The 16,812-nt window shown below is 70.0% G+C and carries 17 protein-coding genes; 12 read left to right on the top strand and 5 right to left on the bottom strand.

Annotated features, from left to right (window positions below; genetic code table 11):
• Window positions 1-22: 22 nt before the first annotated feature.
• Together RF637_RS10680 and RF637_RS10675 are read right to left on the bottom strand one after the other, a co-directional pair.
• On the bottom strand, window positions 23-1,651 hold the full coding sequence (locus tag RF637_RS10680) for an amidohydrolase (protein WP_085108046.1): 1,629 nt from the start codon (window positions 1,649-1,651) through the stop codon (window positions 23-25).
• A gap of 214 nt (window positions 1,652-1,865) precedes the next feature.
• The gene (locus RF637_RS10675; protein ID WP_368844811.1) at window positions 1,866-2,528 is read right to left on the bottom strand and encodes an aminotransferase class I/II-fold pyridoxal phosphate-dependent enzyme; all 663 of its coding nucleotides are present in this window, start codon (window positions 2,526-2,528) and stop codon (window positions 1,866-1,868) included.
• Between the two features lie 68 nt (window positions 2,529-2,596).
• On the opposite strand from RF637_RS10675, the gene RF637_RS10670 reads away from it, so the two are divergent.
• The 4 genes from RF637_RS10670 to RF637_RS10655 all read left to right on the top strand — a co-directional run bounded on the left by RF637_RS10670 (window position 2,597) and on the right by RF637_RS10655 (window position 5,805).
• On the top strand, window positions 2,597-2,968 hold the full coding sequence (locus RF637_RS10670; protein WP_368844810.1) for a hypothetical protein: 372 nt from the start codon (window positions 2,597-2,599) through the stop codon (window positions 2,966-2,968).
• A gap of 103 nt (window positions 2,969-3,071) precedes the next feature.
• Window positions 3,072-3,407 carry a rhodanese-like domain-containing protein gene (locus tag RF637_RS10665; protein WP_064847362.1) on the top strand — a complete coding sequence of 112 codons (336 nt, stop codon included), beginning with the start codon at window positions 3,072-3,074 and terminating at the stop codon, window positions 3,405-3,407.
• Window positions 3,404-4,405, top strand: coding sequence for a prephenate dehydratase (pheA, locus tag RF637_RS10660; protein ID WP_193520067.1), 1,002 nt, complete (start codon window positions 3,404-3,406; stop codon window positions 4,403-4,405). The genes RF637_RS10665 and pheA overlap by 4 nt, the downstream gene beginning before the upstream one ends.
• 5 nt (window positions 4,406-4,410) lie before the next feature.
• The gene (locus RF637_RS10655) at window positions 4,411-5,805 is read left to right on the top strand and encodes a GntP family permease (protein ID WP_368844809.1); all 1,395 of its coding nucleotides are present in this window, start codon (window positions 4,411-4,413) and stop codon (window positions 5,803-5,805) included.
• A 141-nt stretch (window positions 5,806-5,946) separates the two neighbouring features.
• On the opposite strand, the gene RF637_RS10650 is transcribed toward RF637_RS10655, so the two are convergent.
• Window positions 5,947-6,888 carry a diacylglycerol kinase family protein gene (locus tag RF637_RS10650; protein WP_144932075.1) on the bottom strand — a complete coding sequence of 314 codons (942 nt, stop codon included), beginning with the start codon at window positions 6,886-6,888 and terminating at the stop codon, window positions 5,947-5,949.
• Between the two features lie 126 nt (window positions 6,889-7,014).
• Here RF637_RS10650 and serS point away from each other — a divergent pair, with 126 nt between their 5' ends.
• From serS to RF637_RS10635, 3 genes are all read left to right on the top strand, one after another.
• Complete coding sequence (serS, locus tag RF637_RS10645) at window positions 7,015-8,319, top strand: serine--tRNA ligase (RefSeq protein WP_085108068.1); 1,305 nt, start codon at window positions 7,015-7,017, stop codon at window positions 8,317-8,319.
• An 87-nt stretch (window positions 8,320-8,406) separates the two neighbouring features.
• Window positions 8,407-9,321, top strand: a complete 915-nt coding sequence (locus RF637_RS10640; protein ID WP_085108071.1) for an HAD family hydrolase — start codon at window positions 8,407-8,409, stop codon at window positions 9,319-9,321.
• A 73-nt stretch (window positions 9,322-9,394) separates the two neighbouring features.
• Window positions 9,395-10,006 carry a hypothetical protein gene (locus RF637_RS10635; RefSeq protein ID WP_064847367.1) on the top strand — a complete coding sequence of 204 codons (612 nt, stop codon included), beginning with the start codon at window positions 9,395-9,397 and terminating at the stop codon, window positions 10,004-10,006.
• A 120-nt stretch (window positions 10,007-10,126) separates the two neighbouring features.
• On the opposite strand, the gene RF637_RS10630 is transcribed toward RF637_RS10635, so the two are convergent.
• Window positions 10,127-10,921 carry a hypothetical protein gene (locus tag RF637_RS10630; protein ID WP_240918964.1) on the bottom strand — a complete coding sequence of 265 codons (795 nt, stop codon included), beginning with the start codon at window positions 10,919-10,921 and terminating at the stop codon, window positions 10,127-10,129.
• A gap of 240 nt (window positions 10,922-11,161) precedes the next feature.
• Window positions 11,162-11,677, bottom strand: a complete 516-nt coding sequence (locus RF637_RS10625; RefSeq protein ID WP_035959224.1) for an inorganic diphosphatase — start codon at window positions 11,675-11,677, stop codon at window positions 11,162-11,164.
• A 219-nt stretch (window positions 11,678-11,896) separates the two neighbouring features.
• Here RF637_RS10625 and dacB point away from each other — a divergent pair, with 219 nt between their 5' ends.
• From dacB to hpt, 5 genes are all read left to right on the top strand, one after another.
• On the top strand, window positions 11,897-13,336 hold the full coding sequence (gene dacB, locus RF637_RS10620) for a D-alanyl-D-alanine carboxypeptidase/D-alanyl-D-alanine-endopeptidase (protein ID WP_368844808.1): 1,440 nt from the start codon (window positions 11,897-11,899) through the stop codon (window positions 13,334-13,336).
• Window positions 13,337-13,423: 87 nt separating this feature from the next.
• Window positions 13,424-14,518, top strand: coding sequence for a zinc-dependent metalloprotease (locus tag RF637_RS10615; protein ID WP_167318828.1), 1,095 nt, complete (start codon window positions 13,424-13,426; stop codon window positions 14,516-14,518).
• A gap of 53 nt (window positions 14,519-14,571) precedes the next feature.
• Entirely contained in the window at window positions 14,572-15,033 is a 462-nt protein-coding gene (locus RF637_RS10610; protein WP_064847371.1) for a hypothetical protein, read from the top strand.
• Between the two features lie 37 nt (window positions 15,034-15,070).
• Window positions 15,071-16,240: a tRNA lysidine(34) synthetase TilS gene (gene tilS / locus RF637_RS10605; protein ID WP_240918962.1), complete on the top strand. Its 1,170-nt coding sequence runs from the start codon at window positions 15,071-15,073 to the stop codon at window positions 16,238-16,240.
• Entirely contained in the window at window positions 16,237-16,788 is a 552-nt protein-coding gene (gene hpt, locus RF637_RS10600; RefSeq protein ID WP_098054248.1) for a hypoxanthine phosphoribosyltransferase, read from the top strand. Before tilS ends, hpt begins: the two co-directional genes overlap by 4 nt.
• Window positions 16,789-16,812: the final 24 nt, after the last annotated feature.

The following is a 16,812-nucleotide window of genomic DNA, read 5'->3' as shown; positions in this document are numbered from 1 at the left end:
GTCGTCGTTGTGCCCCGCGCTGTCAGTCCGCGCGCTGGTAGCGGATCTGGGCGCCCACCACGGTGGCCTCGACCACGGTGTCCTTCACGACCTCGGCGTCCTCGGAGAAGATGTCGCGGTCCACGCTCACGAAGTCCGCGAGCATCCCCGGGGCCAGGCAGCCCTTGAGGTTCTCCTCGTAGGACGCGCGGGCCACCGCGTGGGTGTAGTAGTACACGGTCTCGGCGCGCGGGAGCCGCTCGTGGGGCTGCCACCCGCCCTCGGGCGCCCCGTCCCGGGTGCGGGTGATGGCCGCGTGGATGCCCTGGAACGGGTTGGGGTCCTCTACGGGGCCGTCGGAGCCGAACACGAGCTCGGCGCCGGCCTCGCGCAGACTGTTCCACCCGTAGGCTACGAGGTCGCGCTCGGCCAGGAAGTCGTTCATAGGGATGTCCGCCGTGCAGTGCATGGGCTGCATGGACGCGGTGACTCCCAGCTCACGGAACCGGGGGACGTCCGAGCGCTTCATGTACTGGGCGTGCTCCACGCGCTGGCGCAGGCCGAAGACCCGGGCGATCGACTGACTCTTGGCGAACGCGTCCAGCACCTCCGTGGTGGCCTGGTCGCCGATCGCGTGGACGGCCGTGGCAATCCCGGCGGACGCCGCCAGACCGATCCAGTGCTCGAGCTCGTGCGGGGACGTGACCGTCATGCCGTGGTTCTCGGTGCCCGGCCACGCCTCGGACATGTGGCACGTGTGCGAGCCCAGGGCGCCGTCCGCGAAGAGCTTGAGCGGGCCGATCGAGATCCACTCGTCCCCGGAGGCCGTGCGGATCCCGCGCCGGATGAAGTCGTGGACCTGTTCCTGGCGCAGCACCTTGTGGATGCGGATGTCCAGCTCGCCGCGTTCGCGCAGCTTCTGGTACGCGTACAGGCAGTCCGCGCCGTCGATGTCGTGGATGGATGTGATGCCCCGCTTGAGCAGCTCACGCTGACCCAGGGGCAGGTAGTCGTCGATGTTGCCGGAGACGTCCGACTGCATGAGCCCGTCCCGGATGGGGATGGCCGCGGCCTCCCGGATCACGCCGGTGAGCTCACCGTGCTCGTCCCGCACGAACTCGCCGCCGTCAGGGTCCTTGACGTTCCGGTCCAGGCCCAGCTCCTGCAGCGCCTTGGAGTTCAACCACAGGGTGTGCCAGTCCAGGGACCCCAGGGCCACGGGGATATCCGGGGCCACGGTGTCCAGCGCGTGGCGGTCCGGCAGCTCGGGGACGTCCCACGCGTTGACGTTCCACTGCCCGCCGAAGATCCACGTGATGGACTCGTCCGCCATGCCTCGCTCCACGAACGGGCGTAGCACCTCGAGCGCGGACTCCAGGGACGTGCAGTGGCGCATGTCCGGCTCGATGAGGGAGCGGGAGTACATGGCCGAGTGGATGTGGCCGTCGCCCATGCCCGGGAGCACGTAGGTGCCGCCGAGATCGGTACGTTCGGTGCCGAGCGGCGCGAGATCCTTGAGCCGCTGGTAGTCGCCCACGGCCACGATGCGGTCGTCGGAGGTCAGGATGGCGTCCGGATGGGGCATGTCGTGGGAGTGCCACTGGGCCTGGGGAGTCCATCCGGTGGCCGGATTCATGGCGTGCACCGTGGCGTTGTGGAAGAGGCGGAACATGGAACGGGCTCCTAACGGCCGGCCCCGGCGCCGACACAGTTGTGTGATGGTGCGCCGACCCCCGCGACGGCGCCCCCACGAAGCGGGGTGCAAGGATCGGGCAACCGCGGTCCTCGATCCATCAGTCTAGGTCGCAGCGGATACAGCCCGGCAGAACGACGGCGCCGGGCCACAGAATTGTTGACACCGGCGCCATGGCGTTCGGGCGAACCGATCAGGCGTTCATGGCCTTCTTCAGGGTGGTGGCGAGGATCTCCACACCCTTGCGGATCTCGCCATCGGTGGGGTGGCAGAAGGACATGCGCACCTCGTACTCACCGCGGCAGTCCGTGTAGAACGCGTCCATCAGGGCCTGGGACCACTTGCCGTACAGCATGCGGTACTCGTCCAGCACGGAACTCCAGTCGTACTTCTCGAGGCACCCGGCGACCACTTCCTGAGCGAAGTCCGAGGGATTGAGCACAGGGGCCTCGCTCTGCAGACCCAGGATCGTGGCGAGCGAATCGGGGGCCACGGTCCAGCCCACGCGCAGACCCGGCGTGAACATCTTGGACGCCGAGCCCAGGTAGACCACGTTCTCGTCGTCCGCGCGCCTGGCACGGGCAGTCTGACCCTCGAAGCCCAGCAGGCGATAGGGGTTGTCCTCCGCGATCAGCACGTGGTGCGCGGCGCTGACCTCACAGATCCGGTCGCGGCGCTGCTGCGGCATCATGGTCCCGCCCGCGTTCTGGAAACTCGGGATGGTGTACAGGAACTTGATGCGCCGGTCCTGGGACTCGAGCTCCTCGATGGTCTCCTCGAGTTCGTCCGGGGTCAGCCCCTCGTGGTCGATCGCCACGTGGACGACCTCCGCCTGGGCGCCCGCGAACACGGCCATGGCGCCCGAGTAGGAAGGCGCTTCCGCGAGGATGACGTACCCCCGGATCGATCATCACGCGGGCGAGGGTGCCCAGACCGTTCTGGGAACCGGTGGTCACGAGCGCGTTCTCACGCTTGAACGCCACGCTGTACGCGTGCGCCCGCTCGCTGCGCAACCTCGCGGCCCACGGTCAGGTGCGCGGCGTGTCCTTCAATCTGCCCGACGCTCCCGTGACCACCTACGGGTGCCTCGCGTTCCTGATCCTGCTGAGCCTGTACATCATGTTCGGCATGACCAACCCGCACTGGTACTACAGCCTCATCGCGGGCATCGTGATCCTCGTGGGCACCGACATCGGCTACGAGATCTCCACGCGTCACGTGGCCAAGCACGGCCTGTCCGAGCTGGGGCGCTCGCACCCGTCCGAGCACGACAAGATCGGCACCGACGTGCGCTGAGCGACGTCGCCCGCGGCACCCCGCGCCGTCGGCGCCGAACACCGCGCCCTGCCGCTATGGTGGGGGTCCGAGTGAACTGAGCAGTCGAACGACGAGGGACGCCATGGACAACGTGAACAACTTGCCGTCCGCCACAGTGGACGAGATCCCGGCGGGCGCACCCATCCTGGACGTGCGCGAACAGGACGAGTGGGATGCCGGGCACATCGACGGTGCCCAGCACCTGCCGCTGTCGCAGCTCGCGGAGCGCACGGACGAGGTCCCGCTGGACCAGGACGTCTACGTGATCTGCCGTTCCGGCGGCCGCTCGCTGCGCGCCACCGCGTACCTCGCGCAGTACGGGTACGACCCCGTCAACGTGGTGGGCGGCATGGGCGCGTGGGCGGACGCGGAGAAGCCCATCGTGTCCGAGACCGGGGAAACGGCGCGCGTTCTGTGAACGCAGCACTGTCCGGCGTGGCCTCGGGTCCTGTGGACCCGGGGCCATGCGCTCGTGAGTACGCCTTCCTGGGCCCCGAGGGCACGTTCACCGAGGCGGCACTGAGGCAGGTCCCGGGGGTCGACGACGCCGCGTGCACCCCCATGAGCTCCGTCCCGGCCGCGCTCGCGGCCGTTCGAGAGGAACGTGTGGACGCCGCCGTGGTGCCCATCGAGAACTCGGTGGAGGGCGGCGTGACCGCCACGCTCGACGACGTCTCCTTCGGTGCCGAACTGCGGATCCTGCGCGAGATCCTGGTGCCCATCCAGTTCGTCCTCGTGGCCCCGCCGGGCGTGAGCCTGTCCGACGTCCACGCCGTGGCGACCCACAGTCACGCCTGGGCGCAGATCCGCGGCTGGGTCGAGCAGAACCTCCCAGGCGTGAGCTACGTCCCCGCGTCCTCCACGGCGGCCTCGGCCATGGACATGTTGGACGGCACGGGCGGGGTGAGCACCGAGGGCCTGGGCTACGACGCCGGCGTGTGTTCCCCCGTGGTCGTGCAGCGCCACCCCGAGCTGAACGTGCTGGCCGAGGACATCGGGGACAACGAGCACGCAGTCACGCGTTTCGTGCTCGTGGCCCGCCCAGATGCACCCATGCCCGAGCCCACCGGGGCGGACAAGACGTCCCTGGTGATCCCGCTGTGGGAGGACCGTCCCGGGGCGCTGCTGGAGATCCTCGAGCAGTTCGCCACGCGCGGGGTCAACCTGACCCGCATCGAGTCCCGCCCCACGGGCACCCACCTGGGCGACTACTTCTTCTCGGTGGACATCGACGGCCACATCCGGGAGGACCGGGTCTCCGAAGCCCTCATGGGTGTGCGCCGGATCTGCCCCCGCACCCGGTTCCTCGGGTCCTACCCCCGCGCCGACGGGCGCGCGGTCCACGTGGCCAAGCACTACAGCGACGCCGCCTTCATCCAGGCCCGTTCGTGGGTCAACAACCTGAAAGGACATTGACGTCCATGGAGATCGAGGGCTGGAGTCAGACACTGACAGCCGGGCCGTTGCTGCTGATCGCGGCGGCGGCCATCGCAGTGTTGTTGGTGCTGATCATCACATTCCGCGTGCACGCCTTCCTCGCGCTGATCATCATCTCGGCGCTCACGGCGTTCGCCACGGGCATCCCCACCTCCCAGGTGGTGCCCGTCCTGCTCTACGGTTTCGGTAATACGCTCGCCAGCGTGGCGCTGCTCGTAGGGCTGGGAGCCATGCTGGGCCGCTTGCTCGAGACCTCGGGCGGCGCCCAGGTGCTCGCGGACCGACTCATCCGCGCGTTCGGGGAGAAGCGCGCGCCGCTGGCCCTGGGTGTGGCCTCCCTACTGTTCGGCTTCCCCATCTTCTTCGACGCCGGTCTGGTGGTCATGCTGCCCGTGGTCTTCTCGGTCGCACGCCGACTGGGCGGCAGCGTGCTCACGTACGCGCTGCCCGCCGTGGGCGCGTTCTCCGTGATGCACGTGTTCCTGCCGCCCCACCCGGGTCCGGTCACCGCCGCTACGTTCTTCGAGGCGAACGTGGGCTACATCATCCTGGTGGGCCTGATCTGCGCGATCCCCACGTGGTACGTCTCCTCCTACCTGTTCGGCAAGTTCTCGGGGCGCCGGATCAAGCTCCCGGTCCCCGCGATCCTGGGCCAGGCCGAGGACGTCCGCAACCCTCCTGCGGTGGGCACCGTGGTGGCCATGCTGCTGCTGCCCATGCTGCTGATCTTCCTCAACACCGGCCTGGGCACGCTCGCCAAGTCCGGAGCGGTCTCCGAGGAGACCTCGTCCCAGGCGTGGTTCGAGCTGCTGCGCGCGATCGGTGAGACGCCCATCGCCCTGACGCTCACGCTCATCATCGCCGCGCTGACCATCGGCAAAGCCCGAGGGGTGAGCGGTTCCGCGATCGAGAAGACGTTCGAGTCCGCCCTGGGCCCCGTGTGCTCGGTCATCCTGATCACCGGCGCCGGCGGCATGTTCGGCGGTGTGCTGCGCACCTCCGGGATCGGCAACGCCCTCGAGGACGTGCTCGCGGACCTGGGCATCCCCCTGATCATCGCGGGCTTCCTGATCGCCGCGGTCATGCGCGTGGCGCAGGGTTCCGCCACGGTCGCGCTGACCACGGCCGCGGGTCTGATCGCCCCGGCGGTGCTGGCCGCCGACTACAACGTGGTGCAGCTCGCGGCCATGGTCGTGGCCGTGGCCGCCGGTTCCGTGGTGCTCTCCCACGTCAATGACTCCGGGTTCTGGCTCGTGGGCCGGTTCCTGGAGATGGACGTGCGCACCACGTTCAAGACCTGGACGGTGCTCGAGACCATCATCGGTGTGCTGGGCTTCACGATCGCCGCGGTGATCTTCGGACTCGCAGGCGCGGTCTGAGCCGGCGCGGTGCGTGGCGCCTGTGCAGGGCGTGGCGCCCGTGCGGCACATGATGCCCGCGCGGCGTCGTCGGCCCTGAGGCCCGCATGAACGAACGGCCCGGTCCCTCCGAGAGGAGGGACCGGGCCGTTCGCGTGCGGATCAGTCGGCCTGGGTCGGTGGCACGCGGACCTGCAGGGACTTGTGGTGCATGGTGGTCTCGAACGCCTTGATCCGCCCCAGGGGATCGCCGTCCACCTGGTACTCGATGGGTTCGTGGAACTCCACCCGGACCTTCTTGCCGCTGCGGTAGTCGATCACGGGCAGCTCGTGGCGGTGGCGGAACGCGACCTTGGCAACCATGCCCAGCCAGCCCACGAGCGAGCGCGGGGTCATCACCACGAGGTCCAGCACGCCGTCGTCGATCTTGGCCTCCGGCACCAGGACCAACCCGGCGGTGAGTTCGCCGCAGTTGCACACCATCACGGAGCGCACGAGCTTGGACTCCCAGGGGCCGTCGTCGATGCTGTAGCGCGCCCAGCGGGGCCGGTTGAACAGGTGCCGGAAGCCGGCTTCGCCGTAGGCGGCCCACCCCACGAGGTCCTTGAGGTCGTCCTTGGTGTCGGCCATGATCTGGGCGTCGAAACCCGCGCCGCCCATGACCAGGAAGCGGTGGTCCTCGGTGCGGTCGTCGTCCGTCTCGAGGTGCACGGCCACGGTGTCGATGGCCTTCTGGGACCCGAACAGCGCCACGTCCACGGAGTGGTGCGGGTCCGCGAGGTCCGCCTTGAGGTTGCGCGCCAGCAGGTTGCCGGTGCCCAGCGGCACGAGCCCCAGCGGGATGTCCCCGCCGGCCAGCGACTCGCCCACGGCACGGATGGTGCCGTCACCGCCCGCGGCGAGCACGACGTCCGCGCCCTCCTCGACGGCGCCGCGGGCCATGGAGAACCCGGGATCGTCCACTTCTGTCTCGTAGAAGACGGGATCCGCCCAACCACCCTTGCGGCACGCGATGATCACCGCGTCCCGTGCTGCGTCTGCCTGGGCCTTGATGGGGTTGATCACCACGGCCACTCGCTGGGGTTCCACTGTGTGCTGCGGCACGGGAGTCCCCTTCCTGGATCGTTCGAAAGGCGGCTGTCGGACGCGGCCAGTCTACTGGCGCGCGGGCCGGGCGCCGCCTCCACGTCGGATCGCGCACCCGTGCGTTTCGTTGGATACCCTGGACGGGTGATCGACATCAACGACCTGCGCGCCGACCCTGAGACCTACCGTGCTTCCCAGACCGCCCGGGGGGCGGACGCGGGACTGGTGGACCGCATCCTGGAGGCGGACTCCCGGCGGCGCGGGGCGATCACCGACTTCGAGTCCCTGCGCGCGGAGCAGAACGCGTTCGGCAAGAAGGTGGCCAAGGCCCAGGGTGAGGAGAAGCAGCAGTTGCTCGCCCAGGTCAAGCAGCTCGCCGCGGACGTCAAGGCCGCCCAGGCGGAGGCAGACGCCGCCCAGCTCACCCAGCAGGAGCTCGTGGCCCAGTTCCCCAACCTGATCGTGGAGGGCATCCCATCCGGCGGCGAGGACGACTTCGTCCTGTTGCGCACCGAGGGCACCCCGCGCGACTTCGAGGCCGAGGGCTTCGAACCCCGGGACCACCTGGAGCTGGGGGAGTTGCTGGACGGGATCGACATGGAACGCGGGGCCAAGGTCTCCGGCTCGCGCTTCTACTTTCTCAAACGGGACGTCGCCCGCCTCGAGACGGCCCTGTTGCTCGCGGCCCAGGACCTCGCCCTGGACAACGGGTTCATCCCCATGTCCACGCCCAACCTGGTGCGCCCGGCCATCATGAACGGCACGGGATTCGACGTGGAGCACGACGACGAGATCTACCGCGTGGGCAAGGACGACCTCTACCTCGTGGGCACGTCCGAGGTCGCGCTCGCGGGCTACCACGCGGATGAGATCCTGGACCTCAGCGACGGGCCGCTGCGCTACGCCGGCTGGTCCTCGTGCTACCGCCGCGAGGCCGGCTCCGCGGGCAAGGACACCCGCGGGATCATCCGCGTGCACCAGTTCAACAAACTCGAGATGTTCGTCTACTGTCACCCCGAGGACGCCGCCGCCGAGCATGAGCGGTTGCTCGCGTGGGAGGAGCAGATGTTGCGGGCGTGTGGGCTGAGCTACCGCGTGATCGACACCGCGGCCGGGGACCTCGGGACCTCCGCGGCCCGCAAGTTCGACTGCGAGGCGTGGATCCCCACCCAGGGCAAGTACCGTGAGCTGACCTCCACATCCAACTGCACCACATACCAGGCGCGCCGGCTCAACATCCGGGAACGCCTGCCTGAGACCACGGACGCCCAGGGCAGGACCAAGAAGGGCGGGACCCGCGCGGTAGCCACGCTCAACGGGACGCTCGCCACGACCCGCTGGCTCGTGGCGATCCTCGAGACTCATCAGCAACAGGACGGTTCCGTGGTCGTCCCCGAGATCTTGCGCCCGTACCTGCGCGGCCAGGAGGTCCTGCGCCCGGTCGAGTGACGCACATCCCCCGGGAACTTCACGCTCCCGTCACCGGGCGGTCCATCGCAAGACATGCATCGATGGTGATGTGACACCATGACTGTCATGACTGATATCCAGGCCGGCATCGATGACCGGCACACCGAGGAGAAGGCGCAGAGTGCTGCAGCGGCGTTCGCGCCCATGAAAATGCAGACCCCCCGTTCGAGTTCCTGGACCAGGGAAGAGGGCGTCCGGTACCTCGTGGCGCTGGACGTGGACGGGACCCTCGTGGACCACGACGGCCACATGTCCCGCGGCGTGAAGGACACCCTGCGCGCCGTCGTGGGCGCCGGCCACCACGTGGTGATCGCCACGGGCCGTTCCAAAGGCGCCGCGCTGCCCGTGATCCGCCAGGGCCACATCCACTCCGGGTTCGCGGTGTGCTCCAACGGGGGCGTGACCCTGCGATTGGACCCGCAGCTCGAGCAGCGCTACGAGATCACCGACCGCGTGAGCTTCGACCCCTCCAACGCGCTGCGGGCGCTGTCCAGCAAGCTGCCCACCGCCAAGTTCGCCCTCGAGGGCGTGGATGGGCAGTTCTACTCGACCGAACGCTTCCAGGACTCGTCCTTCGGGATCGAGGCCGTGGGCGTGGACCTTCAGGAGCTCTCCGAGATGCCCGCGGTGCGGCTCGTGGTCTACAGCGCCACGGACGCCCCCGGGGACTTCGCCCAGGCCATCGAGCAGGCCGGTCTGCACGGCGTCGCCTACTCCGTGGGCTGGTCCTCGTGGCTCGACGTCGCCGCGAACGGCGTCTCCAAGGCCAGCGCTTTGGAGCAGATCCGCAAGCAGCTGGACGTGGACCCCGCGCACACCGTGGCCATGGGGGACGGGCGTAACGACATCGAGATGCTGCAATGGGCCGCGCGCGGTGTGGCCATGGGTCAGGCCCCGGACGAGGTCGAGCAGGTCGCCCGCGAGGTCACCGGCAGCGTGTACGACGACGGCGCCGCGGCCATCCTGCGCACGCTGCTCTGAGCGGGACGTCCGGTTCGGGAAATGCGCGGCGTCGTGGCCGGGTTGCCCGGTGCGGAACTGCGATACTGGAACCGTGTTCGTCCTGACCCTGACCCAGCGTGTGGCGGACGCGTCCCGCCCCGACCCCGCCATGGACCACGAACTGTGTCGGCGCCTGCGTGACGTGCCCGCGCGCGCCCCGTTCCAGCCCATGGCGCCGGGTGAGGTGCGCGGTCTGACCGAGGACGCCCACGCTGCGGTCGCGGCGGCCATGATCGCCGTGCGCGAGGACCGCTATGCGGTGGGCATCGGCGTGGGGGACGTGTTCCTCACGCGCGTGGACCACGAGGACGGCCGCGTGGCCGTGACCGCCGAGGGGCCGGGCATGAACCACGGTCACCTCGCTGCGCAACCGGGCCGTGACACCGAGCGGGCGGCCGTGCGGGTCAGCGCGGTGGACGCGACGGCCGCGGAGCAGGCCCAGGCGGTGCTCAAGCTCGTGGGCCGGATCGTGAGCGAGCGCAGCGAGGCCGAGTGGCGCGTGGTGGACCTGCTGGTCCCCGGAGCCAGAGGTCAGCAGAAGACCGTGGCCCAGCAGCTCGGGATCACACCCCAAGCGGTGTCCAAGGCCGTGGTGCGCTCCCTGTGGAACGAGGAGTGGCAGGCCCGTCCGGCGGCCGCGACGCTGTTGCGCCTGTGCGAGTGAGCCCTGGGCCAATGGGTACCCGCGCTATGGGCGTCCGAGGCGGTGCCCGGTCGGGGAACGGCGGCCGGGTCAGCGGTCGAACACGTCAATGCCCGCTCGCGTGAGCGGGTGGCTGCGGCGTCACCACCACGTGTCCACGGCATAACCCGCGCTCGCGAGGTCCGCTTCCAGGATGGGCAGGCACGGGGACGGCAGCCGCAGTGACCCGGCGATGTCCCGGGCGTCGAAGTACCCGGTGAGCCACGTGAAGGCGGGGTGGTCGGTGGCGAGCGCTTCGCAGCGCGCCATGATGTCCGCGACGTCCGCCTCGGGGGCGAAGACCCAGAAGGACTCGAGGTCCGTGAGCTGGAACAGCCCCACGCCGGTGCCTCCGGGCTCCGGGCGGGCGGGATCACCGGGCCGGTCAGAGGGGTCGCGGGGGACCGCGGGCTCCCCGGAACCCCACGCCCGCGCGGGACTGCGTACCCACCCGCCCGACGCCGCGGGGCCGAGTGCCGGAGCCAGGGGATCGAGTTCCCATCGCGGGGCGCGCACGAGCCAGTCCGGTGCGCTGGGCGGGAACAACGGTCCCCCCGGGGGATCGGGCCAGCGGTCCTGCCACGTGGCCCAGCTGCCCTTGTCCACCCGGTCCCAGAAGGCGTCCGCCCCGAGGTCCACGGAGACTTCCGTGACCGTGCTACGCACGTCCGTCCAGTGTTCGGGTGCCGGGTCACCGGGATCCTGCTGGGATTCCGAGGTGTAGGGGCGCGGGACGATGTCCGGGTGCAAGGACGGCTCGGGCGCCGGATCGGTTCCGGCCGCCGACAGCAGCGTGCGCACCTGACCCATGAGGTGCTCGGGGCCCAGGACCTGCGTGGACTCGGTGCCGTGGAAGACGTAGACGTGCCCGTGTTCACGTGCGTGCGGATCGAACACGGGTACCACCTTTCCGAAGCGCAGGGGACCACCGGGTTCTCGCGGCCGCGTCCCGCAGGATCATCCCACCACGGCCCGCCGACAGGCATAAGCGCCCGCGGTTCCGAGGGGCGCGGGATGCGGAGTCACCGGGCGTGGGAGTCACCGGGCGTGACCGTCATCGAACCGGTGTGCACGGGTGAGGTCCCCGTGCTCGGTGCGCACACCGACCACGGGGACCCCGGGTGGAGGGGGACGGACTCAGTCGTCCTGCTCGGCCTCCGCGGCGCTGTCGTAGTGGGACTGCTCGAAGCGCTGCTGGGCCTCCACGATGAGCCGCTCCGCGGCCTCCTTGCCGTCCCAGCCCTCGCCCTTGACCCACTTGTTGGGTTCCAGGTCCTTGTAGCGCTCGAAGAAGTGCTGGATCTCCTTCTGCTTGAACTCGTTGACGTCCTCGAGACCCTGGATCTCGTCGTAGCGCTTGTCCGTGGACACGCACAGGATCTTGGCGTCCCCGCCGGCCTCGTCCGTCATGTTGAACACGGCGATGGGCCGGGCCTCCACGATCACACCGGGGACCACGTCCACGTCCAGGATGACCATGGCGTCCAGCGGGTCGCCGTCCTCGCCCAGGGTGTTCTCGAAGTAGCCGTAGTGCGTGGGGTACTGCATGGAGGTGAAGAGTACGCGGTCCAGGCGGAGTCGACCGGTCTCGTGGTCGATCTCGTACTTCACGCGGGAATACCGCGGGATCTCGATGGTGACGTCAAGCTCCATGGTGAAACTCCTCGGGTCGTAGTGCTGTGTGCCGGGCGGTTCGCGCACCCGGGTACCGCGCGGGACAGCGCCGAGCCGCCGCGCGTTCGATCGGATGCTCCCACGATACCGGCCGTGGCCGCGCCGTAGGGCAGCGCCCGCCCGCAGCGGTCCGGTGTTCGGCGTACGACGGCGCTCGGTGCGTTGTCCGTGTCGGGCGGGTACGGGAGAATGAGGGCCATGCCCGCACCCCCACCGAGTACCTCCGCGCGTCGCCGCTCCTGGCCCCTCGCGTGTGCACTGCTCGCGCTCGCGGTGCTCGTCGCGGCAACATTCGCCGTGCCCGCGGTCGTCGCGGAGCTACGGCCGGCATGGCAGCACGCGCAGGACGCGGACGACGCCGCGGCGTCGCCCGATCCCGCTGCGGCCGGTCTGGCGGCAGCGTCCGGGACGGTGGATGCCGAGGGCGTGGCGGAGGCCCTGGACGCGGGTCTGACCGGGGCCCCGGGAACCGTGGCAGCCGCCGTGGCGGTGGCGGGGGAGGACACCGTGGTCGCGGGGCGGTCGCAGGAGCGGCCCATGGTGCCGGCGTCGAACCAGAAGGTGCTGACCGCCCTGGCGCTGGCCGCGACCGTGGACCCGTACGAACGACTGGAGACCACCGTGGTCCGGGGGGATCAGCCGCGGAAACTCGTCCTGGTGGCCGGTGGTGACACCCTGCTCGCTCCGGGCGAGGGGCGGGCGGATGCGGTCAACGGTCATGCGGGACTGGGGACGCTCGCGGAACGCACCGCGCAGGCCCTGCGACAGGACGGTCCCGATGCCGCGGCCTCCGGGCAGTGGACCGTGGAACTGGACACGGACCTGTTCGCCGGACCGGAGCTGAACCCCGCGTGGGAGGGGGAGGACATCGCCGCCGGGGAGATCACCCGTGTGGCGCCCGTGGCCCTGTATTCCCACCGGGTGCCCACCGCGGACGGCGCGGACCCGGGCTCCCGCGGCGAACGGCCCCAGGACCCCGCGGCCGCGGTCGCGCGAGAATTCGCGCGCCAGCTCGAACAGCGCCTGGGCGCCGGGGCGAGGGTCACCGTGGGAGGTGCCGCGAGTGCCCCGGAGGACGCCGTGGGGCTCGCGCGCGTGGCATCCGCGCCCGTGTCCGAACAGAGTGCCTATATGCTCGCGCACTCGGACAATTCCCTCGCCGAGAGCCTCGCGCGGGTCGCCGCGGTGGCCTCCGGACGTGAGGGCAGCGTGACGGGTGTGCAGGAGCTGATCCCGGCCGCCCTGGCCGAGCACGGGATCGACACCGAGGGCCTGCGGGCCGCGGACGCGAGCGGGATGGCGCAGCAGGACAGGGTCAGCGCCACCACACTCGCCCGCGTGGTGGACACCCTGGTCACGGATCCCCGCTACGGTCCGTACGGCCGGGGGCTGCCACTGGCGGGAGCCCAGGGAACGCTCTCGGAGCGCTTCGACGACCCGGCGGAGGCCGCGGCGCGCGGTGTCACCCGGGCCAAGACCGGGACCCTGCTGGACGTCGTGGCGCTGTCCGGGTACGTGCAACGCGCCGACGGCAGCGTGCTCGTGTACTCCCTGGTGCTCAACGGGGTCAGCGGGGACACCACCCGGGCCAAGGACACCGTGGATCGCACGGTGGCCGCGCTCGCGAGATCTGCGTGAGCCGACCACTCGCGGAACGCGCCGTGCCCCGGGAGTTTCCAGCCTCCGCCCATTCGCGTGACCGCCCGGGTGTGATTGAGTGAGCGCATGAGCCAAGAACTGACACGTCGTTCGCTCGTGGACTGGGACGCAGCCGCCCAGATCGCTGCCAAACTGACCCCGCCGGGCCCCACGCCCGGGCCGCGTGAGATGTCCCGCGCCGTGGAGTCCCTGCGCTACTTCGCACATGAATCGGTGCACCACGTCCACGCGATCACGCGTCTGGACGCCGCGGAGAACCTGCGGGACTCCACCGTGCTCGTGGTGGATCGCGCGGGCTGGGCCAAGGCCAACACGCAGACGTTCTCCGTGCTCGTCCAGCCCGTCTTCGACCGGTTGCACGCCAAGGACCCCGGCACGTTCGACGCCGCCCTGCGGGGCGTGGCGCCCACGGCCATCGCCGCGGAGATGGGGGCCCTGGTGGGTTTCCTGTCCGCCAAGGTCCTGGGGCAGTACGACCCCTACGCCGGGCTCGTCTCCGAACAGGCGGCCCGTTCCCATCCCGGGGGTCGGCTCATGTTCGTGGCACCCAACGTGTTGTGGACCGAGCACGAACTCAACGTGGCCCCCGAGGACTTCCGATTGTGGGTGTGCCTGCACGAACAGACCCACCGTGTGCAGTTCGCGGCGGCCCCGTGGCTGCGCGATCACATGCTCGAGCAGATCTCCCGCCTGGGTTCGCTGGACGCGTCCGCGTGGGATCGCCTGCGCGCCGCCGCGGCGTCGATCACGGGCCGCTCCGCCGGCCGCCCGGACGCGGGTCTGGGTCCCATGACCCATCTGCTCACGGACGCCGAACGTGACACGGTCTCCCACGTGACGGCGGTGATGTCCCTGCTCGAGGGTCACGCCAACGCCGTCATGGACGCCGTGGACTCGTCCATCGTGCCCTCCGTGAAGACCATCCGCCGCCGCTTCGACGACCGCTCCGCGACCCACGGCGCCCTGGACCGGTTCATTCGTTCCCTGCTGGGCATGGACGCCAAGATGCGCCAGTACAGCAACGGCCAGAAGTTCGTGGAGTACATCGTGGAGCGTGTGGGCATGGAGCGCTTCAACACGGTGTGGACCTCACCCGAGACCCTGCCCACCGAGGTGGAGATCCACGACCCGCAGGCCTGGATGGATCGCGTCCTGGGCTGAGCCCGGGACGTGCTCTCGGGTTTTCCCCCGGTTGTCTGTGCCAAGATGACCGTGTGAGCTCTGAAAACATCAATCAACAGATCCGGCTGTACGGTCAGCCGCTATCAGAGCGTTTTGGCGCCGTGGTGGGGGTCTACGGTATTACGCAGCGCAGGCTGGCCCAGGTCCTGGGCCTGTCCGCGCCCATGCTCTCCCAACTCATCAGCGGCAGACGCATCAAGATCGGTAACCCTGCGGTCTACGAACGCTTGGTCATGCTCGAGGACAGCGCAGGGTCCTCGGACCAGGAGGCCGTCCTGAACAGGGTGGAGGCATCCCAACCGGTGCTGTCCACGTCACAGATCCGCACGCGGATCACCACGGACACGGATGCCGTGTCCGCGCTCGCCTCGGTGGTTCCGGTGGGGGAACTGGAACGCGCCCTGGTCATGCTCGGTGACACCACCCCCGTGCTGAGCAAGGTCCTGGGGATGGCCGAGGAAACGGCGCAGCGCGCCAGGTCCGCCCAGGACTGACGGGGTGCAGCACGGACGGACCGGTCGCCTCCATCCCGTGGTCGCCCGCGCCCGGCGTGCGGTGGCCCGCGCCGTCGACCACCTACCCCGTGAGACGTCGGCCGGGGGAGCGGACGCACGTGATCCGATGCGTCCGGACCCCTCGACGACCCCGCGGGAAACAACTACCGAGCACGCGCGGGCGGGCACTGATCCCCGCCCGCCCCTCGTGCTCGTGGCATGCAGCGGTGGCGCCGATTCCCTCGCGCTCGCCGCAGCGACTGCGCACCTCGCGCGGCGCGGCCGCGTGCGGGTGGGCGCCGTCGTGGTGGACCATGGACTCCAAGAGGGCTCGGCCGAGGTGGCCCGTGACGCGGCGCGCACCGTGCGGGAGCTCGGCCTCGAGCCCGTCGCGGTCGAGCGGGTCACGGTGGTGCGCGAGCACCACGGCCCCGAGATGGCCGCGCGCCTCGCCCGCTACGGCGCCCTCAGCGATGTCGCGCGCCGAACCGGCGCTGCCGCCGTCCTGCTCGGACACACACGGGACGACCAGGCGGAGACCGTGTTGCTGGGCCTCGCCCGGGGCTCGGGAACGCGCTCGCTGTCCGGGATGCCCGAGCGGCATCATGTCGACGACGTGCTGTACCTGCGTCCGTTCCTCAACGTCACGCGCGCCGAGACCGAGACGGTGTGCGCGGCCGAGGGGCTGTCGCCATGGCACGATCCCACCAACGCGGACACTGCACTGACCCGCGCACGCGTGCGCCACGAGGTCCTGCCCTATCTCGAGTCCCAGCTGGGGCCGGGGGTGGGCAGGGCACTGGCCCGCACGGCGTCGGTACTCGGCGCCGATGCCGACTACCTGGACGAACAGGCGTCCCTGGCGTTCGACGCCGCCCTGGTGCCCGCGGCGTCGTCCGGCTCGTCGGTCGTGCTGGACGGTGCCGTCCTCCAGGGGACCCCGGCGGCACTGCGCCGACGCATGCTCGCGAAGGCATGTGTCCTCGCGGGCGGGGAGACGCCCACGTTCGAACGGTTGAGCGCGCTCGAGCAGTTCGCGCTCGGGTACGGGGCGGCCGGGCCGGTGCAGATGGCGGGTAAGGTGGCAGCGTGGCGGCACCGCTCGGACGCGACCCATGCGCGAGGGTGCCTCGAGCTGCGCGGTGAGCGCGGACCTCGCCCGCTGGAGACAAGTCCACCCACGAACGACCCCGGGAGTGCACAGTGAAGGCCGAACACGTCCACGACGACCTGAGCAACGTCCTGTTCACCAAGGAACAGATCGCGCAGAAGGTCCGTGAACTCGCCCAGCAGATCGACCGCGACTACGACGGGCGGGACGTGCTGCTCGTGGGGGTGCTCAAGGGTGCGGTGATGGTCATGGCGGACCTCATGCGCGAGCTCGAGGGGCAGTACCCCATGGACTGGATGGCGGTGTCCTCCTACGGTTCGGGCACCAAGTCCTCGGGCGTGGTGCGCATCCTCAAGGACCTGGACACGGACCTGCACGGCAAGGACGTGCTGATCGTGGAGGACGTCATCGACTCGGGCCTCACGCTGTCCTGGCTGCGCACCAACCTGGAGTCGCGCGGACCCGCCTCGGTGGAGATCTGCACGCTGCTGCGCAAACCCGACGCCGCCAAGACGGACATCGACGTGCGCTATGTAGGCTGGGACATCCCCAACGAGTTCGTGGTGGGGTACGGGTTGGACTTCGCGGAGCAGTACCGCAACCTGGACTGCATCGCCACGCTCGCACCGCACGTTTACGAGTGAGTCGCGCACGGACCCTCACGCCCA

Origin of the sequence: Kocuria sp. CPCC 204721 (assembly GCF_040980945.1) — a bacterium.
Lineage (GTDB): Bacteria > Actinomycetota > Actinomycetes > Actinomycetales > Micrococcaceae > Kocuria > Kocuria marina.
Note: the sequence above shows the minus strand (reverse complement) of the source record. Positions and strands in the feature narration are given on the sequence as shown.

Coding starts and splice junctions, on each gene's coding strand:
- RF637_RS10680 (WP_085108046.1), bottom strand. CDS start 1,651: ATGTTCCGCCTCTTCCACAACGCCACGGTGCACGCCATGAATCCGGCC.
- RF637_RS10675 (WP_368844811.1), bottom strand. CDS start 2,528: ATGGCCGTGTTCGCGGGCGCCCAGGCGGAGGTCGTCCACGTGGCGATC.
- RF637_RS10665 (WP_064847362.1), top strand. CDS start 3,072: ATGGACAACGTGAACAACTTGCCGTCCGCCACAGTGGACGAGATCCCG.
- RF637_RS10655 (WP_368844809.1), top strand. CDS start 4,411: ATGGAGATCGAGGGCTGGAGTCAGACACTGACAGCCGGGCCGTTGCTG.
- RF637_RS10640 (WP_085108071.1), top strand. CDS start 8,407: ATGACTGATATCCAGGCCGGCATCGATGACCGGCACACCGAGGAGAAG.
- RF637_RS10625 (WP_035959224.1), bottom strand. CDS start 11,677: ATGGAGCTTGACGTCACCATCGAGATCCCGCGGTATTCCCGCGTGAAG.
- dacB (WP_368844808.1), top strand. CDS start 11,897: ATGCCCGCACCCCCACCGAGTACCTCCGCGCGTCGCCGCTCCTGGCCC.
- RF637_RS10615 (WP_167318828.1), top strand. CDS start 13,424: ATGAGCCAAGAACTGACACGTCGTTCGCTCGTGGACTGGGACGCAGCC.